Raw genomic sequence first — 21,455 nt, 5'->3', positions numbered from 1 at the left:
ATTTAGGGCACCCATTAAAGGGTGCCCTAAAAGTTTTGCCTCCAAGATGATATGTGAACTGTACCATAAATGACGGCAAGTTTTTTCGTTCAGAGTAAACTGGTTTTCTACACAACGATGGTGAAAAAGCAACGTCCCCATCAGCCGTTTTGACGGAAGCGGGTTGTTCAGCAAAATGCTTCGTTAATGCAAACAATATTTCTCAAGGGTAGCAACAAGTGAAGACGGAAGGTCGATTTCAATTTCATCCTCAGTACAGCTGCCTCCGGGGACATGAATACCTTTGGAGGACAAGCGTTCGATCTGTGACGCCATTCGAGCGGAGAAACCGGGAGAGAGTAGGTCGGGATTCAGGGCCACAATGAACAGGCCTACACCAGGCGAGCGACTCCCATCCTCAAAGGATGGAGCATCAAGTGACCAGTTCGCACCTGTCGTACCTGCGGCGAGTATTTCAACCATAAGTGCGATATTAGCACCACGAGCACCCCCGAAAGCAAGTAAAGCCCCCTTGATCGCTTCACGTGAATCCATTGTGTGTTGTCCCTTCCCATCGATGGCCCAGCCTTCGGGGATCATCTCCCCCCGCTCTGCCGCCTGCCGAATATTGACAAACGCTGTGGCGCTAGATGCTTGGTCGATAACCAAGGGTGCCCTGTTGTCGACAGGCGCAGCGAATGCGAGCGGGTTAGTGCCATAAACAGCCTCGCTGCTCTGTCCCGCAGCCATTAAAGCAGATCCATTGGTCGCAGCCAGCGCTACCAATCCTTTACGGGCAAGCCGCCTTACGTAAAAGCCCAACTCTCCAGCCGTATAGCTGTTTTGTAACGAAAATACGGTTACACCATAAGTGCTTGCCCGTATTAGCAATTCTTCGAATGCACGATCAAAACCAAGTTGGGCGATACCCCCCTTAGCATCGACTTGAATAAGAGCAGGGGCTGGAAAGAAGATCACAGGCTCTTCTATGCGATTAATGCGACCATACAAAAAACCGTCCAGATAGTCGGGAAGATGAGCAAATCCAACCGAACTCCGACCAGAACATTCCGCAGCGACAGTTGCTTCAGCCAGAGAGATTGCCATCGCTTTGCTCGCACCAGCGGCAACACACACACGTATAGCCAACTCTCTTGCACTTTTAAGATCATATCGCATTAATTTCATCACGCTCCCGGCTGAATCTCCTTCTATACATGTACATACAAGTTTTTATAATTATATCATGGAAATATCTTAGCGCAGACAATCCATCGTGAGCCAATATCGTCATAATTAACGAATGGTTCCACTGAACGCTGCGCCCTTATACCTTTTTTCGCCGATAGACCCGTTATGCTGAACCGTATCGAAGAAATAAACATGTGTTGATTTATTGACGCATCAGCTTCGAATCTTTAGGCAGCAGAAGCGCGAATAAGCCAAGCAGCGGAAGGAAGGCACATATTTGAATCATAAAGGCAACTCCGGTCTGATCTATCAGCCAGCCGAGTACGACTGAGCCAAGTCCGGCCATGCCGAAGGACAATCCGAAAAACAGACCGGCTATAGTTCCCACCTTGCCTGGGAGCATTTCTTGTGCGTACACGATAATGACGGAGAAGCCTGACATCAGGATGGCGCCGATTGCTAAGCATAATAAGAACGATCCAGTTGGGCTAGCGTAAGGCAGCCATATGGAGAATGGCGCCGTTCCGAGAATCGAAAACCAGATGATTTTTTTTCTGCCGAAACGGTCAGCTAGCGGACCTCCCAGTAAAGTTCCGACCATTCCAGCGAATTGCAGAGCAAACAGGGAGATCTGGGCCTTCTCCAGCGGCAGCTGATATTGCTCCATGAAATAAAATGAGTAGTACCCGGTCATACTTGCCAAATAAACGAACTTGGAAAACAGCAGGACGATCAAGGTGCTCAGCACGAAAAATACAAAACCTTTGGATAGCGTTTGGTCGTTATTAGTAGAGGCATGCCGTTCCGCTCTATGCAACAAACGGGTCTGCTCACCGTACCATCGGCTCACATTCCATTGAATGATAATGCCGGCAACGGCTAGCAGGGTGAACCACAGAAATCCAAGCTGCCCCTGCGAAGTCAGGATAAAGGCAACCATCAGAGGTGCGAGTGCCTGACCGGTATTGCCTCCGACCTGAAAGATGGATTGCGCGAGCCCCCTGCCTTTGCCTGCTGCAAGGTGAGCTACGCGTGAGGATTCGGGATGCAGCACCGAGGAGCCAATACCGATGAAGGCGGCAGAAATAATCAGCATTGCTAAACCAGGGGAGAAAGCAAGACCTATCATGCCAAGCAGAGTAAATACCATGCCCAATGGCAGCAAGATCGGCATTGGCTTACGATCCGTATAATACCCGATTAGCGGTTGAAGTACCGATGCGGTCAAGTTGAGGGTAAACGCAATCCAACCGATCTGGGCGAAGCTGAGCTGCATCGATTTCTGAAAAATCGGGAATACGGCGGGAACAACGGACTGCATTGCATCATTCAGCAAATGCGCTAAACTGACCCCGATCAACATCACATTGGCGGCTTGTTTGGCTGTTCCAGCTGTTGCGGGTTGAGACATCATGATCACCTTTTTCTTTTTCTTCCCATCTTATAGAAGCCAAGGGTGGGTTGTCTTCGCAATTATTGCTCTGAAAAAACGCAATTTTTGATATAATGAAAAAGGGTGAGAGCAAATGATCGTTCAAATAACCACGCCACAGTTGGAGTTATGGCGTATTGAAGGGGAGTTCGTCAACCTCCCGCATTTCCATGATAACGAGTACCAGATTACCATCCCGATTTATGGTTCATGCTTGTTGACGCAGGAAAATAAAAATTACAGGCTGGTTGACGGGAGCGGGCTTGTACAGCATCCTCAGGATCATCATTATTTCGAGATAGGGACGCAGTCGAGCGTACTTGTTTTTAAAATCAACCAAAACAGCCTGAAGGAGCTTGCCAGAAGCGAGGAGATTGAATTTGCCCTGCGGCAGCAGTTCGACCCTTCCTTCCTGAGTGAAAAGTTCCGCAAATGGATGAGTGCGCTGCTGGCTTACGATCCGACAGATCGTTTGGCGCAAGAAGAGATGGAGTCACAGGTGCTTTATTATTTATACGGTGCACTCTCTGGAAATCATAAAAGCAATACGGATCTTATCGAACGAGCCTCTTTGGTCGGCACCGATCCGTTTATGGGAAATGTACTGGAATATATCCATGCACAATACACGAATGAGGTCGAGATTGATACGCTTGCTTCTATAGCGCTGCAAAGCCGTTATCATTTTATCCGGTCCTTTAAAGCGGCATTCGGCGTGACTCCGTATCAATACGTGCTCCGGCTGCGGATGGACGAGGCCAAGCTGAAGCTGCAAAGATCAGGCATGTCTATTACGGACATCAGCCTTAGCCTTGGATTTTCAAGTGTCAGTCAATTTTACAGAGCTTTTGTGAAAGCGGTCGGATCCACACCTGAGCAGTTTCGAAACTCCTTCAACTAAAATGCAGGGTAGGCAATGAGTTGGTTTGGAGCAATAAAGACGAAGAAGCTAACCGGCTTTAGCAGCGGGTTAGCTTCTTTAATGTTCGTTTGAAAATCAGGTTTCGAACAAAACCTGTCCTGTCTGTGATAAGTCGTAGCCTTGAATAGGGCGCAGCTCATTATGGAAGGCCGCCGATTGCAATACTTCCTTCACCTTCTCAATCCATTCAAGGTTTTCCGGTTTTTTTAACATCACAAGGTCGTACCGTTCTTGGATAAGCGGAATAAAATCAACAGCGCCCACCATATAGGCAGCTTTTTCAATACCTACTCCGAAATCGGCTTCACCGGAGGCGACTTTGCCTGCCACGCCCATGTGATTCGATTCTTCCTGCTCATAACCATCTAGCAATTGATGTGAAATTCCGTGGAGACGAAGCTGCTCATCGAGAAGAACACGTGCGCCGGAGCCTTTCTCTCGATTTGACAGCCGAAGTCCGGGTTTTCTAAGATCGGCCCAGCCGTATAGCTGTTTGGGATTCCCTTGCTCCACATACAGTCCAGCCCTTCTTGCCACAAGATTTACAACCAGATAAGAGGAGCCTATTAGCAGCTTTCGGATATAGGGAAGGTTATATTCACCAGTGTCCCCGTCAAGAAGGTGAGTGCTGACAATATCGGATTCACCCTTATACATTGAAATTAAGCTGTCAAGGCTCCCTACATAAGAACGGAGCGGTCTATAGTAGGGTACTTTTCTCTCCAGGTGTTTAGCTAGAATATCAAGGCTAACGTCTTGGCCGGTAATGACAAGTGAATTTTTTGCATTCGGCTTTGTCTGCATTTGCTGCTGTACGGTCGTATCGGCTTTGGGCACGTAGATTTGGCCGCTTTTGGCGCGTGTTTTATATGCATCCAGATCCGAGGCGTCTACACGCATTTGTTTGCCGACACGATAGGCGGGAAGATCGCCTTTTTTTATGAGATCATATACGGTAAGCTTGGAAATTTTTAAAAGCTTGGAAATTTCTTCGGTTGTATAGGAAATGTCAGCTGTCATTTGTCGTCCTCCAGAGGGGCTTGATCCATTATAATCTATCATAAGCCGATGGATTATGTATTTCAATCCCTATTGTTTACTAAAAGAAGATGGTTTTATATAATAATGGAAATACTAATTAGTTCTAATTATATATAAATATATCTATTTTAGATTCGGAGGAGAATGAATGTTGAATTTGAGTAAGTTTAACCATGTTTTGTTGGTGTTCTCTGTTGCATCTATTTTATTTTCAGGCTGTGCCAGCCCAAAGGAACCAACCCCAGCAAGCCCGCCACCAGCACCGGCACCTGTATCTCAACCAACGCCATCAGCACCGGTTGAAAAGGTGGAGCTCACCATATCGGCGGCAGCCAGCTTAACCGATGCGTTAAAAGAGATTCAAACCAATTACGAGGGCAAAAACAAACAAATTAAGCTGAATTTTAACTTTGGAGCTTCAGGTGCCCTGCAACAGCAAATCGAGCAAGGAGCTCCGGCGGACTTATTCTTATCTGCAGCTACGAAAAATATGAAAACCCTCGTTGACAAGCAGCTGATTGACGCTTCACAGCAAAAAAATCTGTTAATCAATGAATTGGTTGTCGTTACACCGGATGATGGAAAATTAGCCATTCAGAAGATAGAAGATTTAACCAATGAAGCTATCAAACATTTAGCGGTAGGTGAACCTCAGACCGTTCCTGCCGGCAGCTATGCTAAAGAGGCGTTGACCAGCAGCAAGCTGTGGGATTCGCTTCAACCTAGAATCGTACAAGGCAAAGATGTGCGTCAAGTGCTGACCTATGTAGAGTCTGGGAATGCAGAGGCCGGTTTTGTGTACAAAACGGATGCGCTGACCTCCAAAAAGGTTAAAGTAGCTTTTAGTGTGGATTCCAAGCTGTACACACCCATTGAATACCCTGCAGGTATTGTAAAATCAACCAAGCATAGTAAGGAAGCCGCCGATTTCTACACCTTTTTACAAAGTAAAGAATCGCAGGATGTATTTGTAAAATATGGCTTCACTGTCCCTAAATAAGTATGGAGCCGATCAACTGGAATGAGTTTTTTTCCCCGATTCTCCTTTCCTTAAAGGTTGCTGTCGTTTCCAGCGTATTTGTTCTTTTGTTTGGTGGAGTATTGGCGTGGGCGATGTCTCGCAGAAGCTTTAGAGGAAAAACGTTAGTAGAAACTATTTTTCTATTGCCCTTGGTGCTGCCCCCGACGGTTGTCGGATTTATCCTTCTAGTTATTTTCGGGAAAAAGAGCTGGATCGGGCAGCTAATGGAAACTTTCTTTGCTCAGTCTATCATTTTCACATGGGGGGCTGCTGTGATCGCTTCGATTGTAGTAGCTTTTCCTTTGGTGTATCAAACGATGAAGACGGGACTCGCTTCTGTCGATAGTTATCTGGAGGATGCAGGAAGGTCGATGGGAGCCAACGAGTGGCAGGTTGTACGATATATAACCTTGCCCTTGGCGTGGCGTTCGGTTACCGCGGCGTACATTCTTGGTTTTGCAAGAGGGTTAGGGGAATTTGGCGCGACGCTTATGATAGCAGGAAATATCCCTCATAAAACTCAAACCTTGCCTACAGCCATCTATATTGCAGTTGAATCCGGAAACCAGACGCTCGCTTGGTACTGGGCAGGAGCCATTATCCTCATCTCTATGGTATTGCTGCTGATTGTAAATCGCAAAGCGAAGAACTGATTAACCAGAGAATATAAAAAAATAACGCATCCATCCTTTGCAGGATGGATGCGTTATTTTTACGCCATATGAAAGGTTTTTAATTGCTGAATTTCTCTTCGAGTTCTTTAGGCAATTCAGGAGAATAATAGCTCCAGCTGTTAATTCCTACGCCAACAAGAGATACAACTGCCAAAGTAACAAAGTGGATTGAAGACAACATAAGCTTTTTCATGAGTTTTCCCTCCTTTCAAAAATTAAGAATAGTTTCTCAAATAAAGGGGTAATGGAAAGAGCCTGAAAAAAGAATGTTAACGCAATGGTGTAGGAGTATAAAAATGAACTTAGTACTACCATTGCTATAGCAACCCACTTTAGATGTCTAAAGTTGTGTGGTTGTAAACGAAAAAAGCGCTTAATATTTTTGGGTGCATAGAGATATAGGAATATAACGGAAAGTCCTTGAAGAAGAATAAAGATACCAGGTAGAGCTGCTATATGTACATGCGACAGGATCAGGAAAATGACCGCGGTCAAAATACTACAGCCAAGACCTGACGCCAAATGGACTCCACCGCTTACTACTCTTAGGAGCATAACAGAGATAATTACTATAACGGCTGTTTTTAGTTCTCCCGTAAAAAAACAGACTAGCAGCGTGAATAGTATAGTAAGTACCATATTGAAAAAAATTTTAAAAGAAAAAGAGGTAACTTCCAAAGAATATGAATTCGGATTGTGCTTGACGGAGTACTCAGCAATACGGAGCGATAATTTATCAATAATGTTCACGGTTATCTCCTAAACGTTTGTATTTATCATTTAGGACTTTTCTATTATACCTATAGGCCAAATATACAACAATATAGGAAGTAAATACAAGTGATAATGCAATAATAATATGGAGAATTCCAACTTTGGTAGAATACATGGTGCTCGTAATGATTAATATAAGCAATCCGGTCAGTAATAAGAAGGAAAGAAGCAGAAATTGCTTGTTATATGTAGGCTTCGAAAACATCTTGGGTATGACTAAACCTAATTTCCGGCTTTCTAAGAAATAAGCAACTAGAAATATTATGGCCGATACGCCCAATAAATAAATATTTCTTTCGGTATCTGAAAGTGCGTGATTGGTCAGGCCTTGAAGCAAATCTCCAATCAAATAGGCGGCAAACTCAAGTCCTACACCAACCATTGCTGATAGTATCCCAATAAGTGTGCTTAACCATATCGTAATGTGATAAATAACAACAAAGGATATGATCCAAAGGAGAATAATTACAAAAATACTTGCCAGCGGATTTTGCCAGAAGGTATTTATATAACCCGAAATGCAAGCGCTAATAAGTGAGATACTTAATGCTTTTATTCGTCTCGGATCGAGGTATCTTGGAATACGGAATAAAGCGTTCACAAAAGTAATACCTGCAAGAAATTCTATAAATGAAAAAAAGATATTTATAGTGATATTCACATGAATTCACCCGCCTCTAGGAATAAATATAATACTAATATATCATATTCGACAAAATTCACTAGTGAAAATTTACTGTTTTGTATAGGGATATTGTCCTTATTATTAGGATAATCACTCTTTATACTGCTTTTTCCCAACTACTGGATTAGCTGGTTTTTACAAACCAGAAGACTCCTAATCATATGATCTGGAATAAGAGGGGGAAGCTGGAAATGACCTTAACCCGACCTGAGATTGTGTACTCCCCCGTCTGGAGTCTGGGCTTCAAAACCGCCGCCGGTCTGTTTTCCTGGCATCTCATAAATACTACAATTAAAACATGAAATACATTTTAGAAAATAGACTTAAACGATAGTTGAAAGCACATATATGAAAAGGAGCAGGTTCAAATGAATAAGTTGCAGCGTTCTACTTCAAATAGGAGATTAACCGGATTATGCGGAGGAATAGCGGAATTTCTCGGAATTAGCCCTACTCTAGTGAGGTTGTTGATGATTATTGCTGGTTTATGCAGCTTTGGAACAACCGTGATTGTATATTTCATCGCAAGCTTGTTAATCCCCAAACAATCCTATGTACAGTCCTATCATTCAATCTAACTCGATCCATGCTGCCGCGGTTGCAGTAGATGAGGTTCATATGGTGGAACAGCTTACAAGGTGAAGGAATAACGAAGCTTTGCTACAAAATATATCCACAGATTTATGCACAGTATACACAGCAATAAAAACCTTGTTGTGCATAAGTTTCAAGACATTTGCCAACATATCCACAGATCAAGATATCCACATCAGATTCCCACTAGCAGACTGTTAACTATTCGTAAGGGATTGACGGCACAGTGCACAGTAAACGACCATTCTCAGCCATAAGGCGTGTGGATGGTCTTTTTAATGACTACTAGTGAAAGCAGCATTTCGGGACCGTTGACCCAAATGTTGAACCGCAGAATTTGCATCAAACCGTTCAAGTACTTTAAACTAAAGACGAGTGTTAAAATGCAGTTAGTTGAAGAAAATATGAAATGAAGTAAGGAAGGAACCGACGTGATGATCCAACTTCCAATAAATCAAATAAAACAGTTTAAAAATGAAATAACCCGATTCATGATGATGTATAAATTTGCTCTGGATGAAATGGAAACGAGAATTGAGATTCTGGTGGAGGAATTCCAATTTCTACACGAATACAATCCTATTGAGCATACCAAATCTCGTTTAAAGTCTCCGGAAAGTATCCTCAACAAGCTTTATAGAAAAGGGGGCGACATTTCGTTCCCCAGCATTAGAAACCATATTAAGGATATTGCCGGACTGCGGATCACTTGTTCGTTTATATCGGATATTTACGTGATCAGTGAGCTGCTAAAAAATCAGAGCGACCTTAATGTCCTGGAAGAAAAGGACTACATCAAGAATCCAAAGCCGAACGGTTATCAAAGCCTTCATTTGCTGATCGAGGTACCTGTTTTTATGTCTGATCGACAAGAACGGGTATGCATGGAGGTTCAGATTCGAACGATTGCGATGGATTTTTGGGCAAGCTTGGAACATAAAATCTATTACAAGTACAACCTGAGCAAACAGACGGTACCGGCGCGGCTTCTAGAAGAATTAAAAGAGGCTGCAAATGCTGCATCTGCTCTGGACAAGCAAATGGAGCGTCTTCATAAAGAAATAGAGGAAATCAAAGAGGAGCAAGCGGAGATGTCCGATGAAGCATTGAATCGAATCATCATTAATAATCAGCAGTTTGCGCTGCCTAAGGGGCTGCTGGAGCTCATCGATAATGGAAACAGCAAGTTGGGCCAATAAAGAGATTCGACTATTCAAACAAGAAGCTGATTTGTGCACGCGTCATAAAATATAACATAGATTTTGTTAAAAAGTCTGAAATTTTGTTTTGTAGCAAGAAACAGCAGCAAGGAGTTATTGACAAAAAGCGGTTTATTCCATTATGCTTTGAATAATTCAATATTCGACCGTTCGTATGAAACTCTTGTAGTACAAAGGTTTTATGCGGGGAAATTGTATTTCCTAACTATGGAACCGGTGATCTTATGGATGCCGATTCTATAGTTTTTTTTGTTTATTGACGTGTTAGTTACTTTGACATACATGTAACTTTCTTTAAACTAACACAATTATTTTGAAGGAGGCAGGTAAGATGAAGCAGTCGATAATGATGGATGAGTTTCTCGTGAATGAGTGGTTTGCTGTATTAAAGAGTGAAGAAGTGAAAGACAAACCTGTTCAAGTCATCATTATGGGAGCGCGCGTTGTTGTCTTTCGAACAAGTAAAGGCGTACACGCATTTAAAGATCTATGCATTCATCGCGGCTCCGCTTTGTCGATTGGTACCATTCAGAATGATACGATCGTATGTCCATATCATGGCTGGCAGTATGATGCTCATGGAAATTGTGTATGTATACCTGCTCAATCCAAAGAGGCGACTATCCCCTTAAAAGCGAAAGCTCAAGTATATGCATGTGAAGAAAAGTACGGCTTGATATGGGTGTGCATAGGCTCACCTGTCAAGCCTATCCCTGGTATTCAACCTTATTCAGATCCCGGCTTCTCTACGTATACCTTCGGCCCCTATCGTGTCAATTGCAGCGGGCCGCGGGTGATTGAAAACTTCCTCGATTATTCGCATTTAATGTGGGTTCATCAGGGAATTCTTAGCAGTCCGGAATACTCGGAAATTCCAAGCTATAAAGTGAATCGGATTGAAGATCGGCTGGTTACTGATGAAGTGACGATGCTTGAATATGCTTTCGATTCAACCGATCGCAGCCTGATCCCGATTATCTATGTAAAAGAAGCTTACCGCCCTCTTACTGCCTTTTTAAAGAAAAGCTTCGGTGCAGGTAACGTTATGTGCATTTTGATGATTACTTATCCTGTCGATGCTCAGACCTCTGTAACCTATACAGTTCATGCAATTAATTTCAATCCCGGAGATATTGAAGTCTACATTCGAACGAATGATGAAATTATGAATCAGGATATTATCATCTTGGAAAACCAAAAGCCGGAGGAGCTCCCGCTGGATCTGCAGGCTGAATTAAGCTTGAAATCCGATCAGCTGTCGATAGCTTACAGGAAATGGCTTGCCGAATTAGGTGTTACCATGGGAACGGCGTAATGGATGTCTGACTGGGAAGATCCTGACCTGGATTTTCATAAGGAGTAGCAGCAGGGCGCCGTCCATGGCGCTCTTTATATTTTCAATAAATATCGCAATAAAGATAGTATCAACCTAATAATTTGCATGAAAGCGCTTATAATGCCTACTGTTTTTGAACGTATAATGGTTACTGTGAATCTTTTAAATTTCTGAATAGGAGTGTGAATGGATAATGAAGTGGTTATCATCGTTATTATCGGTGGTTCTAGTTGCCGTGTCTTTAAGTCCGGTTGCTCTTGCTGAAAATACAGAAGTACCTGCCAAGCAGGCTTCGTTGGTTAAGAAATCGGAGGATTTCAAAGATTTAAAAGGCCTCCCGCAAGAGGTGAAGGACAAGCTTGATGAATTGCTTCGTGACAATGTCTTTGATGGAGTCTCCGATACTGTATTTGGTGTGGACGATAAAATGAATCGTGCCCAATTTGCCAAGGTTGCTGCCATTATTTTTGCATTGCCCATTAATAAAGCTCTCACGAAAAGCTCGTTTACGGATGTCCGATCCGATGATCCGGCTAACGGCTATGCGCTGCCCTTTATCGAGGCGCTAAAAGCGGCTGGACTCACCAATGGTGTCGATGAGGAAGGAAAGCTGTATAACCCATCAGGTACTGTTACCCGACAAGAGCTGGCGGCATTTTTGATTCGCGGACTCAAATGGAAGGATGCAGGGGTTACTCCGACTTCTGACAGCACTGTGGATGACTGGGCGAAGAGCTACATCACGCTGGCGCTTGAGAACAAGCTTATGACTCAAGTGGCTGTAGGGAGCTTCGGCGGCAAAGTCGCATCGACTCGCAAAACATTGGCACTAGCTAGCTTCGAAGCGAGACGAGCCGTTCAGACGGCGGCGACTCCGGTTGCTGGTGGCACAGCAGCAGCAGCGAGCACGGCGCTGCCTGCGGGTATAACCGTATTGCCTACAAGTATCCAGCTGGATATGGACAAAACCTCTACCCTGAGCGTAGGGGATAAATATTACGACGCTGACGGCAGAATATCTACAGTGTGGCAGCCGCCAGTCATAGGATTAAAGGTGGGTGGGCCTAATAACTATGAGTTTAGCGCCAGCCAGATCGAAACCTTGTACAGCAATGGTTATATCGAAGTATCTGCTTCCGGGGGCATTGTGTTGGATAATCCGGCCATCGGTCAAAGCTCGGTTGGACTCGGCAAAGTTGTTATAAAAGAAGTAACGGCTGAAGGAGACGCTTCAGTTAGTGCCAAGCTAACTCATATCAATGATGTGGCTGTAACCCATACGACTCAAGTAAAAGCCATGCGTATTCCGACAAGTATAGAGGTCAATTCCAAGGAAATGGTTGTACTCGCTGAGAATGACCAGCCCCAAAGCTTCATATTTAATGTGAAGGATCAGTATGGGAAAATATTTAATGCAGCTTCTTCTTTGGACAGCAGCTCTTATATGATTAATTATAAGCTTGAAAGGATTTCCGGCGAGCCTGGCCTGCAAAGTGCAGGAGGGATATTTACCACTCCATGGGATGAGCAGAAGCTGGATGCTGCAGAACATGTGCAAAGCTGGAAGCTTCCCATAGAGCAAGGCGGGGATATGAATAAGTTTATGTTCAAGCCTAATCATAAGCCGGTGGGCCCTGAGGGCTCCGAATATACAATTACTGCAACTGTGATTAATAAAAATACTGCTCAAGAGATCGCCTCAGCAGCGAGTAATTTGAAGGTTTATAACTGGAAAGATCTGGACCCCAAGATGACTTATGAAGTAGATGTGAATGGTTCGCATTTTGCAGCCGGTAAATATTTGTTTGAACGCAAGCTGTTAACCAGCGAGGATGATATCGCCACACTGAACGCCAAATATTCGTATTACGGCAAAGAAGTCAATATCATCGCTACAGACGATAAAAACCGAAGAATTGATATTACCAAGGTGTTAAAAGATGACTCCAACAATCCGATATCCATCGTTCAAAGTATTACTGCCAATAAAAAGGATACGCTCATTGGTGCTCCCGGCATTAATGTAGCTGACATTCCCGTCTATAAAGTATATGGCATTCAACCCATGGATTTATTCGATATGGATGTAACCTTCCAAACTCCTAATGGAGTCAAGAAATTGACGAAACGACAATTAAGTATCGAGTATGCGGAGCCGGCAACGAAAGCGGTAGCCTTAAAAAACATTGCGCTTAGCTTTAATTTAAATACCGTGTATGAAATCCGCAAGCTGGATGGGACGATTGAAAAAATCAAAGGCTCCGATTATTTGGAAAGCAAACCTAATGTGTGGGAGTTTCTAAAGTTCGGAGATAATAATGGTCAGGATACGAAGGATGAAAGCCAGTTTTTTAGATATTTTATTCAGTCGACAGATCAGTTTGGATACAAATATCAGAACACGAGTGATAATAAGACGAAGGATTTCACAAATAATTTGGATTTGCTGAAAATGAAGGTGATCGTAGATACGGAAGACAAAAATCCACCGAAATGGAGTGTGAAAGACGAGGCGGCGAAAGATAAGATCTGGATAGATGACCAGCTCCGGATTCATTATGAGCCTCATGCCAAAAAAGCCGACGGCTCCTTCGACTATTCGAAGAAAAATTTGCAAAGCTTCAGTATCGAGCTGGTGTCGCCTACTCTTCAGCGGTCATGGTGTATTGTTACATTGAATTACTAATAGTGAATACATTGATATAAGGAGAAGGGGCTCCTCCATCCAAGCAGGTGGGGAGCTCCTTTTTTTGTTCGATCTCTAGCATTTAACAATAGCATGAAGGTGAAGAATCGGACTGCTGCTGAACGCTTGATGCCGGTTCTTTGCCTGGGTGCGCCTCAAAAGCTTTGATAGCCTGGACCCCATGGCTTAGAATGGCACCCGCTCTCGTGGAGGCAGCAGTAAGCAAGGCCTCGACAATTTCCTCCATAGTTCCTCCAAGCTCTTTAAACTTGCGGACATGTACATCAATGCAATAAGGGCAGCCGGTAATATGTGCGGTTACGATAGCAATCAGCTCTTTTGTTTTCACGGGCAATACGGAGGATGAGTGGTACACTTCCTGCTCGAAGGCAAAAAAAGCTGCCGAAGCATGAGGAGCTAGCTTTACTAGCTCAGGAATTCGCTGAAGATCTGTTTTGTCGTAATATGAACTCATTGGGTTTCCCTCCTTGGAAAAATGAAATCTGCTTTCACTTTTGATTATAGAGGGGGAGGCAGAGGGTTACCGTGACTTAGTTACATTAAATAAAATTTGTTCCAGCAATGGAAGATTAATAAGTTCAATTCGGCCTCTTCCTAATCGCAATGCGCCCCTTCTCTCGAAATCCTTCAATGTACGGCTTACAACCTCGCGTGCGGTTCCCAATTCAGAAGACAATTGCTCATGCGTGAGGGTCAGATGCTTCGAGCCGTCAGATGATCTATGTATCAGGAAAGCGGCAAGCCGGTGATGGATGCTTTTGAATGCAATATCATCAAGAAGCTGGGTGACATTAATTACCTTCCGGGTAATTTGTTTGAAAATAAATTGTTTAAGCGGTTTATGTTGAGGTTGATCCAGCCAATGCTTGAATAGAGAGACCGGCATGATGAGAATATCTGTAGTGGCTTCCACATCGGCCGATGCTTCGTATTCCGTTTCTCCCAATATACTGCACATCATTAAGGAGCAGCACTCTCCACCTTGAATGCGATAGAGTGTTACCTCTCTGCCCATTGGATTCATTTTATAAATCCGGACGCTGCCTTGCAGAATAAAAAGGGCATGCTGGAGCAGGTGGCCCTCTATTATAGAATGCTTTGTAGATGAATCGACAGTAACGATATCGGATGCTTGCCAATCATGTTCAGAAAGCGATGAAAAGAAGGGGAATAGGTGGATGATCTGCTGGATGCGAGTGTTGTCCATATCGGTCTCCTTGGTTTGTTGAGGTGTTGTGATTTAAACATTCTCTTTACAAGTGGGATATCCTGTTAATTTAGGGTGGTCCTGTTTAATAAGTGAGAATGTTTTTCATTGACAATCGATGGATAAGGGATATAAAATCTAAGTTGTGATAATAATTATCATTTTCACTATAATTGGATGAAGTTTGATTAAAAATAATGAGTTAATACATAAGCATGCTTAGACTAGGGGGATTTGTTGATGACCGGCTTATTTACCAAAAAGTTGGATGTCGCCTATGACGACGCTTTAATAGTTAAAGATTTGAATTTATCGATTCCCATCGGCAAAATAACCGCTCTTGTAGGCTCCAATGGCTCCGGCAAATCAACGATTCTAAAATCCATGGCAAGGATTATTAAGCCCAGAGGCGGGCAAGTATTCCTGGACGGCAAATCCATTCATCAACAAACGACCAAAGAAGTTGCTAAGCAGCTGGCTATATTGCCGCAAAATCCTACGGCACCGGACGGTTTGACGGTGAGCGAGCTCGTGTCCTATGGACGATTTCCCCATCAGAAGGGATTCGGTTCCCTTAGCAAAGAGGATAGAGAGGTTATCCAATGGGCAGTTGAAGTAACGGGGATGACTGACTTCCATGATCGCCCGGTTGACCAGCTTTCCGGAGGACAGCGCCAGCGTGCCTGGATTGCCATGGCTCTGGCACAGAAGACGGATATCCTGTTTCTCGATGAGCCTACTACTTTTCTGGATATGGCGCATCAGCTCGAAGTTTTGAAACTGCTGCAGAAATTGAACGCGGAAGAAGGACGTACTATCATTATGGTGGTTCATGATTTGAATCATGCAAGCCGTTATGCCCAGCATATGGTAGCTATACAGCGTGGTCAAGTAGTAAGCGAAGGATCGCCTGAGCAGGTTATGACACAGGAAGTGCTTCGTATGGTATTCGGCATTGAGGCGGATATTTACCCCGATCCTCGCACGGGCGTTCCTCTTTGCTTACCCTACGAGCTGGCGGGCTCCATTCCGGTCACCAATCCCCATAAAGTCGTTGCGGAAGAGCCTCGGTCTGAGCAGCAGCTAATCTCTGCAAAGGCTTAAAGTGATGGATCTTAAGAAGAAAAGTTCTATATCCCCTACTAACATTTCGATTCTAAGCCTAGTTCTTATCGTGGCTGTGATTGGATTGTTGTTTTCGATGTTTATAGCCATATCATTCGGTGCCAAAGAGATGACGCTTGAGACGGTATGGACAGCAATCCTCCATTATAATCCGGCATTGACAACACATCAGATTATTCATGAATTGCGGCTTCCGAGAGTAATAGGAGCGGCCGTGATTGGAGCAGCCTTTGCGGTTTCGGGTGCATTAATGCAGGGCGTGACGCGCAATCCATTGGCTGATGCAGGGATTTTGGGAATTAATGCGGGCGCTATGTTTGTCGTGGCGCTTAGTTTTGCGTTTTTGCCGAATTTGCCGTACTCCGCACTGATGGTGCTTTCATTTGCAGGGGCTGCACTCAGCGCTTTATTCATCTTTTTGCTTGGATCAAGCTCAGCTGGGGGGTTAACACCTTTAAAACTAACGATAGCGGGTGCCGTAGTCGCAGCGTTATTACATTCACTCAGCTCCGGTGTGGCGATTTATTATGATTTGAGCCAGGATTTGGCCTTTTGGTACGCAGGAGGTGTTTCCGGTGTAAAGTGGTCTCATTTGGAGCTGCTGGTACCTATCCTGGCGGTTACCTTCGTAGGGACCTTGGTGCTGGGACGGTCCATTTCGTTGCTTTCATTGGGTGACGAGGTAGCTGCCAATCTGGGTGTCAAAACAAGACGGATAAGAGCTCTCGGCATGACGGCGGCGTTGATTTTGGCTGGTGTATCGGTATCAGCTGTTGGTTCGATTGGATTTGTCGGTCTGGTCATTCCACATATCTCGCGCAAACTGGTTGGCGTCGATTATCGGTTCATCATTCCGGTGTCTGCTCTATTAGGCGCTGTTCTGCTGGTTTTGGCCGATTTGGGAGCACGTATGGTTAATCCGCCGCGGGAGCTTGCCATCGGTGTAATGGTTGCGCTTGTCGGTGTTCCTTTCTTTCTTTATTTGGCTCATAAAGAAAGGAGGAGCTTGTAGATGAACCATCTCACGCATGTCAGAGGGAAGAAAGCGGTTAAGGTGGCCTGCATTCTGCTGCTTATCTGTTTCAGTGTCATTGTTATCAGCCTGAATACAGGTACGATTCGGATTCCCCCCACGGATGTGCTCCAAACCTTATTCGGATATGGCAGCGCTGATAATACGCTAGTGCTATTCGACTATCGACTTCCCCGTATTGTAATTACGATGTTAGCTGGAATCGGCTTGGGTGTTTCCGGAGCCATTCTGCAAGGATTATCTCGCAATGCTCTGGCAGATCCGGGTATTCTAGGTATCCATGCAGGGGCTTCGTTTGGTCTTATTGTATTTGTGACCTATTTTCAATCCATGACGGGTAATGCTGCGCTGTTGATTCCAATGTTTACTTTTGCGGGCGGAGTAGTGACAGCTTGTTTGATTGTTTGGTTAGCCAACGACCGTCATAAGGGTTTGCTGCCTGTGCGGTTAATTTTAATTGGAATTGCTGTAGCGGCGGGTTTTAGTGCTATTACGCTCTTTTTATCATTGAGGCTTGATGAAAAAACGTATGCCTTCACTTCAAGATGGCTGGTCGGAAATGTTTGGGGGAGGGACTGGATCCATGTGTATGCTTTGCTTCCGTGGATTGCGATTTTTGTCCCGTATGCGTTTTTTCAATCCAAAGCATTAAATGCGTTCACACTGGGAGATGAATTGGCAACGGGTATAGGAACTTCTGTACGCAGGCGGAGGCTGCAGTTGTTAGCCGCTGCTGTAGCATTATCCTGCGCAAGTGTATCCATGGCGGGAGGGATCGGCTTCATAGGGTTGGTTGCCCCTCACCTGGCACGCCGTCTTGTAGGGCCGATGCATCAGCACGTTCTGCCGATCTCGGGTCTCATCGGTTTGGTTATATTGGTGGTTGCGGATACGATAGGACGATCTATCTTCCAACCCAATGCAATACCGGCCGGTATAGTTGTCGCAGCAGTGGGCGCACCTTATTTTCTGTATTTACTTCGCAAAACCAAATAAAACTTATTTAAGGGGATCATTTATGAAAAAGACTTTATTCATTTTACTGACCATTATGTCCATTCTTATTGTATCGGCATGCGGTGAAAAGGCGCCGCAACCAGCGGCATCACCTCAGCAGGGCACAGCCTCCCAGTCAAGCATTGCTGTTCAGCCTGCGGCACCAAGCGCGGATAAAGCAGCAGCTGGCAAGGAGCCCAGAATCGCTTCGGTATCCATACATCTGACCAATGACCTGCTTGCTCTTGGTATTACCCCTGTCGGCTCCGTTATCGGCGGAGATTTGAAGGCGTTCTTACCTCATGTGGCTGACCGATTGAAAAATACAAAACCACTCGGTGTAGTAACAGACCCTGATATGGAGACGTTGCTTTCGCTTAAGCCTGAGGTGATCTACCTTGACCAGCAGTACGCGGGAAAAGATATTGCCAAATATGAAAAAATCGCGAAAACAGAAGTATTTAATCTGGACGACGGGACTTGGCGGGATCAGGTGAAGAAAATCGGGAAGCTTGTTAATCGCGAACAACAGGCTGATGATTTCGTCAAAGCTTATCAAGCTCAGACAGAACGTGTAAAAGCGCTCGTGAACAATAAAATCGGTAACGGAACCGTAATGGCCGTACGTGTTACTGCCAAAGAATTGCGCGTCTTTAGTACAAGACGTCCAATAGGACCGCTCCTATATGAAGACATGGGCTTAAAGCCGGCCAAAGGTGTCGATAAAATAAGTAAAGATAAAGCATTTGAAGTGATTTCTCAGGAAGTGCTTCCTGATTATGATGCGGATGCGATCTTCATTGTTCTCAATAAAGAGGATGGAGCGCAGAAATTGTACCAGCAGCTGCAAGCAAGCCCGATTTGGCAAGGGTTAAAGGCGGTAAAAGCGAGCCACATCTACGTAGTTCCAGAGCAGCCATGGCTCGATTATTCGGCAATGGGCGCCAAAATGGCGATGGATGATGCGGAAAAAATATTCGCGAAGTAAGCTGCGGCAGAAAAGTGTGGCTGTTCCAAAAGTCGGTTTAGGAGAATTGAGCCTCCGATTTGTCCTTATATGGTTGGTTGCAAAAGAACCTTCGATCCCTTTTAGCGGGTTGAAGGTTCTTTTGTGCATGGCAGAGGTTTTACTTATTGGGTATACCCTTTTAAGAGAGCTCCTCTTGTACATTATTAATCATTTCGTACAGATAGATCCTTGCTGCCCTTAGCCATCGCGGATTTGCACAGTGGACAAGCCTTAGTTGAAAGCTCTGCGTCAGCTGACGAGGTGATTCTTTGCCAGGTTTTGCAGCGGCTGCTTGTGCATATCCAAGCCTCAATAATTCCAGTTGGGGTGATCCTTGCAGGAACAATGGGGCCTCCTAATGTTGATTTCCGAGTGGTAGTTGTTGTTCGTGTAGAACTTGGACTGTTGGCATCCAACTTAGGTTTAGGAAAAGCGGACAAAAGGAAGCGCGATGGATCTGCTTTTTTACCGCGGTAGTAGGCTGGAGAACTGATGATCAAATCATCCTTGGCCCGAGTTATGGCTACATAAGCAAGTCGGCGTTCTTCCTCCAGGGCAGCCGCTTCTTTATTACGACTATTTTCCCGAGGAAATACATCTTTCATCTGCTTAACATCCAAGGCCGAGCTATGCGGCATATTACCTTCACAAGCCCCGATCAAATAGACGACCGGAAATTCCAGCCCCTTCGATTTATGGATCGTCATCAATGACACCTTATGGTTCGAATTGTCTGACTTCTGCAGCTTCATGTCTCGCCGTTTCTCCACTACCTCTTGGACAAAAGACAGGAAGGATTCCAGCGTATCGAATCTTTTGGCTGAGGACTCCAGCTCGTCCAATGTTTCTTTTAACAATTCCTTTTGATGTGTCACCTTATTCTGCTTGTTAGTTTCCAGAAAGGAATCGTAAAAGTCGCGGCGGATCAACTGAATGGCGTTTAATGGCTTGAGTGAAGCCAAGGACTTAATCAGCTTGATGCGTTCTTTGATTTTTTCCTTCTGAAAATCCTTAAGCTGGGGGAGCCCCAGCAGATGAATGAGCGGCCACTTTTTGGCTTGAATGGCTTCTTGGTCTTGAATGATTCGGATGCCTTGCTCGCGATTAATATAGAGAGTTCCAAGTATACCTTCAATGGCTTCAAAGCTGCGGCGGTTCAAGGCAAGAGAAAGGTGATCGATAACTGGCTTGACCATCCACTGCTCGTAGAAGGACTCCTTATCACCGTAATCGATGAAAGGGATATTATGCAGAATAAACTGCTCGATGATGGCCCGGCTGTTGCTGGCTGAGCGGTACAATATGGCAGCATCCCCATAGCCTCGTATGCTTTCGTTTACTTGACGCAGCAGATGACTAAGAATCCATTCGGCTTCTTCATCGCTGTTCGAAGGTCTTATATATTGCGGAGGTGCAGCTTCACTATGTTTGGTGGCGCGCAGCGTCTTTTTCTTACGTTCCTTATTATGTCGGATGACGGCATTACCGAGACCCACAATGCTGGGAGTGGAGCGGTAGTTGATGTCCAGTGTAACTGTTTTTGCCGTTGGGAAGCGCTGATCGAACTGTAGTATAAATTCATGGCGCGCTCCGTTAAAAGAGTAGATCGTCTGGTCATCGTCGCCGACAATCATCAGATTTTCATGCGTTGAACCTACCATTTTTATCAGCTCATACTGAACCAGATTTGTATCTTGAAACTCGTCCACGCTAATGTAGGTGAATCTTTGCTGAAGTGAACGCAGCGCAGCAGGCTTTTGCTTCAGTAAATGGTAGCAGTTTAACAGAATGTCGTCGAAATCGATTTGGTGGCTGGCCTGTTTCCATTCCTCGTAGCGGAGAAAAATTTGCTTTAATTCTTTCTCTTCGGCTGTACTATCGGGTAACTCGCTAAGCTCAATCATTTGCATTTTGTACGAAGACAGCAGGGAAAGCAGCACTTCCGGCTGATACGTTTCCTGCAGCCCCATTTCGAGAAGGATACGCTTAACGGAAATTTGCTGATAGCGTGTGTTGGTTATAATCTCCTGATCGAAGCCGTGGGTGCGAATGATTTGCAAGCAGAAGGAATGAAAGGTTCGTGCCTGAATAGTAGCGGCAAGCTGTTTGTTCAAGCCAGGCATTAACGAAATACGCTCCTTCATTTCCTCGGCAGCTTTTTTCGAAAAAGTAACGAGCAGCAGGCTTCGGGGATCAACGCGATGAACGGCTACCAAATAAGCTGCCCTGCATACCAAGACGGTTGTTTTCCCTGAGCCTGCTCCCGCTAATGTCAGCAAAGGACCATTGAAGTGCCGGACGGCTTGAATCTGAGGTGCGTTTAACCGGATACCTTGCATCTCTAAATCACGGAAAAAGAAAGCATCGCTGTCATCGTCAGTAACAATTTCTGTACTGGTTGTAAGCTCTGCCATCGGAGCATATGGAATAGTCTTACTGCCTGCTCCCAGAGGGACTTTGTGAAATTGGGGTTCGCTCAATAAGATCACCTGTTTCATTGTTCATTGCC

20 protein-coding genes are annotated in these 21,455 nt (G+C 44.7%); 11 read left to right on the top strand and 9 right to left on the bottom strand.

Annotation, left to right across the window (positions count from 1 at the left end):
• Positions 1–183: 183 nt before the first annotated feature.
• Positions 184–1,167 carry an Ldh family oxidoreductase gene (locus tag ACFQ0C_RS08825; protein ID WP_379366002.1) on the bottom strand — a complete coding sequence of 328 codons (984 nt, stop codon included), beginning with the start codon at positions 1,165–1,167 and terminating at the stop codon, positions 184–186.
• Between the two features lie 205 nt (positions 1,168–1,372).
• Complete coding sequence (locus tag ACFQ0C_RS08820; RefSeq protein ID WP_379366000.1) at positions 1,373–2,581, bottom strand: MFS transporter; 1,209 nt, start codon at positions 2,579–2,581, stop codon at positions 1,373–1,375.
• Positions 2,582–2,696: 115 nt separating this feature from the next.
• Between ACFQ0C_RS08820 and ACFQ0C_RS08815 the strand changes: the two genes are divergently transcribed.
• Positions 2,697–3,503, top strand: coding sequence for a helix-turn-helix domain-containing protein (locus tag ACFQ0C_RS08815; RefSeq protein WP_379365909.1), 807 nt, complete (start codon positions 2,697–2,699; stop codon positions 3,501–3,503).
• 96 nt (positions 3,504–3,599) lie between these two features.
• Here the strand turns inward: ACFQ0C_RS08815 and ACFQ0C_RS08810 are convergent, their stop codons facing one another.
• Entirely contained in the window at positions 3,600–4,544 is a 945-nt protein-coding gene (locus tag ACFQ0C_RS08810) for a substrate-binding domain-containing protein (protein ID WP_379365907.1), read from the bottom strand.
• 169 nt (positions 4,545–4,713) lie between these two features.
• Between ACFQ0C_RS08810 and modA the strand changes: the two genes are divergently transcribed.
• Both modA and modB read left to right on the top strand, forming a co-directional pair.
• Positions 4,714–5,565 (top strand): molybdate ABC transporter substrate-binding protein, encoded by an 852-nt coding sequence (gene modA, locus ACFQ0C_RS08805; RefSeq protein ID WP_379365905.1) that lies wholly within the window; start codon positions 4,714–4,716, stop codon positions 5,563–5,565.
• 2 nt (positions 5,566–5,567) lie between these two features.
• Positions 5,568–6,239, top strand: coding sequence for a molybdate ABC transporter permease subunit (gene modB / locus ACFQ0C_RS08800; protein ID WP_379365903.1), 672 nt, complete (start codon positions 5,568–5,570; stop codon positions 6,237–6,239).
• A gap of 79 nt (positions 6,240–6,318) precedes the next feature.
• Here modB and ACFQ0C_RS08795 read toward each other — a convergent pair whose 3' ends face one another.
• The 3 genes from ACFQ0C_RS08795 to ACFQ0C_RS08785 are packed head-to-tail and all read right to left on the bottom strand — an operon-like array spanning position 6,319 to position 7,695.
• Positions 6,319–6,453 (bottom strand): hypothetical protein, encoded by a 135-nt coding sequence (locus ACFQ0C_RS08795; RefSeq protein WP_258215285.1) that lies wholly within the window; start codon positions 6,451–6,453, stop codon positions 6,319–6,321.
• Positions 6,450–7,010 (bottom strand): accessory gene regulator B family protein, encoded by a 561-nt coding sequence (locus ACFQ0C_RS08790; RefSeq protein ID WP_379365900.1) that lies wholly within the window; start codon positions 7,008–7,010, stop codon positions 6,450–6,452. Before ACFQ0C_RS08790 ends, ACFQ0C_RS08795 begins: the two co-directional genes overlap by 4 nt.
• The gene (locus ACFQ0C_RS08785) at positions 6,997–7,695 is read right to left on the bottom strand and encodes a hypothetical protein (protein WP_379365898.1); all 699 of its coding nucleotides are present in this window, start codon (positions 7,693–7,695) and stop codon (positions 6,997–6,999) included. The genes ACFQ0C_RS08790 and ACFQ0C_RS08785 overlap by 14 nt, the downstream gene beginning before the upstream one ends.
• A 392-nt stretch (positions 7,696–8,087) precedes the next feature.
• On the opposite strand from ACFQ0C_RS08785, the gene ACFQ0C_RS08780 reads away from it, so the two are divergent.
• The 4 genes from ACFQ0C_RS08780 (at position 8,088) to ACFQ0C_RS08765 (ending at position 13,555) form a co-directional block, all read left to right on the top strand.
• A complete protein-coding gene (locus tag ACFQ0C_RS08780) occupies positions 8,088–8,297 on the top strand; it encodes a PspC domain-containing protein (protein ID WP_379365896.1) in 210 nt (69 codons plus the stop codon).
• A 450-nt stretch (positions 8,298–8,747) separates the two neighbouring features.
• Positions 8,748–9,512 carry a GTP pyrophosphokinase gene (locus ACFQ0C_RS08775; RefSeq protein WP_258215430.1) on the top strand — a complete coding sequence of 255 codons (765 nt, stop codon included), beginning with the start codon at positions 8,748–8,750 and terminating at the stop codon, positions 9,510–9,512.
• Positions 9,513–9,864: 352 nt separating this feature from the next.
• Positions 9,865–10,848, top strand: coding sequence for a Rieske 2Fe-2S domain-containing protein (locus ACFQ0C_RS08770; protein WP_379365894.1), 984 nt, complete (start codon positions 9,865–9,867; stop codon positions 10,846–10,848).
• Between the two features lie 214 nt (positions 10,849–11,062).
• Positions 11,063–13,555, top strand: a complete 2,493-nt coding sequence (locus tag ACFQ0C_RS08765) for an S-layer homology domain-containing protein (protein WP_379365892.1) — start codon at positions 11,063–11,065, stop codon at positions 13,553–13,555.
• 82 nt (positions 13,556–13,637) lie between these two features.
• Here ACFQ0C_RS08765 and ACFQ0C_RS08760 read toward each other — a convergent pair whose 3' ends face one another.
• Both ACFQ0C_RS08760 and ACFQ0C_RS08755 read right to left on the bottom strand, forming a co-directional pair.
• Positions 13,638–14,030 (bottom strand): carboxymuconolactone decarboxylase family protein, encoded by a 393-nt coding sequence (locus ACFQ0C_RS08760; protein WP_379365890.1) that lies wholly within the window; start codon positions 14,028–14,030, stop codon positions 13,638–13,640.
• 66 nt (positions 14,031–14,096) lie between these two features.
• Positions 14,097–14,783: a Crp/Fnr family transcriptional regulator gene (locus tag ACFQ0C_RS08755; RefSeq protein WP_379365888.1), complete on the bottom strand. Its 687-nt coding sequence runs from the start codon at positions 14,781–14,783 to the stop codon at positions 14,097–14,099.
• 240 nt (positions 14,784–15,023) lie between these two features.
• Here ACFQ0C_RS08755 and ACFQ0C_RS08750 point away from each other — a divergent pair, with 240 nt between their 5' ends.
• The 4 genes from ACFQ0C_RS08750 to ACFQ0C_RS08735 all read left to right on the top strand — a co-directional run bounded on the left by ACFQ0C_RS08750 (position 15,024) and on the right by ACFQ0C_RS08735 (position 18,925).
• Positions 15,024–15,887 carry an ABC transporter ATP-binding protein gene (locus ACFQ0C_RS08750; protein WP_379365886.1) on the top strand — a complete coding sequence of 288 codons (864 nt, stop codon included), beginning with the start codon at positions 15,024–15,026 and terminating at the stop codon, positions 15,885–15,887.
• A 97-nt stretch (positions 15,888–15,984) separates the two neighbouring features.
• Positions 15,985–16,920 carry a FecCD family ABC transporter permease gene (locus ACFQ0C_RS08745; RefSeq protein ID WP_379365884.1) on the top strand — a complete coding sequence of 312 codons (936 nt, stop codon included), beginning with the start codon at positions 15,985–15,987 and terminating at the stop codon, positions 16,918–16,920.
• Complete coding sequence (locus ACFQ0C_RS08740; protein ID WP_379365882.1) at positions 16,921–17,937, top strand: FecCD family ABC transporter permease; 1,017 nt, start codon at positions 16,921–16,923, stop codon at positions 17,935–17,937.
• Between the two features lie 22 nt (positions 17,938–17,959).
• Positions 17,960–18,925, top strand: a complete 966-nt coding sequence (locus tag ACFQ0C_RS08735; RefSeq protein WP_379365880.1) for an ABC transporter substrate-binding protein — start codon at positions 17,960–17,962, stop codon at positions 18,923–18,925.
• A 185-nt stretch (positions 18,926–19,110) separates the two neighbouring features.
• Here ACFQ0C_RS08735 and ACFQ0C_RS08730 read toward each other — a convergent pair whose 3' ends face one another.
• Complete coding sequence (locus ACFQ0C_RS08730) at positions 19,111–21,426, bottom strand: UvrD-helicase domain-containing protein (RefSeq protein WP_379365878.1); 2,316 nt, start codon at positions 21,424–21,426, stop codon at positions 19,111–19,113.
• Positions 21,427–21,455 lie beyond the last annotated feature (29 nt).

Origin of the sequence: Paenibacillus sp. GCM10027630 (assembly GCF_042676305.1) — a bacterium.
Classification (GTDB): Bacteria; Bacillota; Bacilli; order Paenibacillales; family NBRC-103111; genus Paenibacillus_S.
This window is presented reverse-complemented; position numbering and strand designations above follow the sequence as displayed.

Bases quoted from the DNA above. Each gene is read 5' to 3' on its own strand.
- ACFQ0C_RS08825 (WP_379366002.1), bottom strand. From the start codon at position 1,167: ATGAAATTAATGCGATATGATCTTAAAAGTGCAAGAGAGTTGGCTATA.
- ACFQ0C_RS08820 (WP_379366000.1), bottom strand. From the start codon at position 2,581: ATGTCTCAACCCGCAACAGCTGGAACAGCCAAACAAGCCGCCAATGTG.
- ACFQ0C_RS08815 (WP_379365909.1), top strand. From the start codon at position 2,697: ATGATCGTTCAAATAACCACGCCACAGTTGGAGTTATGGCGTATTGAA.
- ACFQ0C_RS08810 (WP_379365907.1), bottom strand. From the start codon at position 4,544: ATGACAGCTGACATTTCCTATACAACCGAAGAAATTTCCAAGCTTTTA.
- modA (WP_379365905.1), top strand. From the start codon at position 4,714: ATGTTGAATTTGAGTAAGTTTAACCATGTTTTGTTGGTGTTCTCTGTT.
- modB (WP_379365903.1), top strand. From the start codon at position 5,568: ATGGAGCCGATCAACTGGAATGAGTTTTTTTCCCCGATTCTCCTTTCC.
- ACFQ0C_RS08795 (WP_258215285.1), bottom strand. From the start codon at position 6,453: ATGAAAAAGCTTATGTTGTCTTCAATCCACTTTGTTACTTTGGCAGTT.
- ACFQ0C_RS08780 (WP_379365896.1), top strand. From the start codon at position 8,088: ATGAATAAGTTGCAGCGTTCTACTTCAAATAGGAGATTAACCGGATTA.
- ACFQ0C_RS08775 (WP_258215430.1), top strand. From the start codon at position 8,748: ATGATCCAACTTCCAATAAATCAAATAAAACAGTTTAAAAATGAAATA.
- ACFQ0C_RS08770 (WP_379365894.1), top strand. From the start codon at position 9,865: ATGAAGCAGTCGATAATGATGGATGAGTTTCTCGTGAATGAGTGGTTT.
- ACFQ0C_RS08765 (WP_379365892.1), top strand. From the start codon at position 11,063: ATGAAGTGGTTATCATCGTTATTATCGGTGGTTCTAGTTGCCGTGTCT.
- ACFQ0C_RS08760 (WP_379365890.1), bottom strand. From the start codon at position 14,030: ATGAGTTCATATTACGACAAAACAGATCTTCAGCGAATTCCTGAGCTA.
- ACFQ0C_RS08755 (WP_379365888.1), bottom strand. From the start codon at position 14,783: ATGGACAACACTCGCATCCAGCAGATCATCCACCTATTCCCCTTCTTT.
- ACFQ0C_RS08750 (WP_379365886.1), top strand. From the start codon at position 15,024: ATGACCGGCTTATTTACCAAAAAGTTGGATGTCGCCTATGACGACGCT.
- ACFQ0C_RS08745 (WP_379365884.1), top strand. From the start codon at position 15,985: ATGTTTATAGCCATATCATTCGGTGCCAAAGAGATGACGCTTGAGACG.
- ACFQ0C_RS08740 (WP_379365882.1), top strand. From the start codon at position 16,921: ATGAACCATCTCACGCATGTCAGAGGGAAGAAAGCGGTTAAGGTGGCC.
- ACFQ0C_RS08735 (WP_379365880.1), top strand. From the start codon at position 17,960: ATGAAAAAGACTTTATTCATTTTACTGACCATTATGTCCATTCTTATT.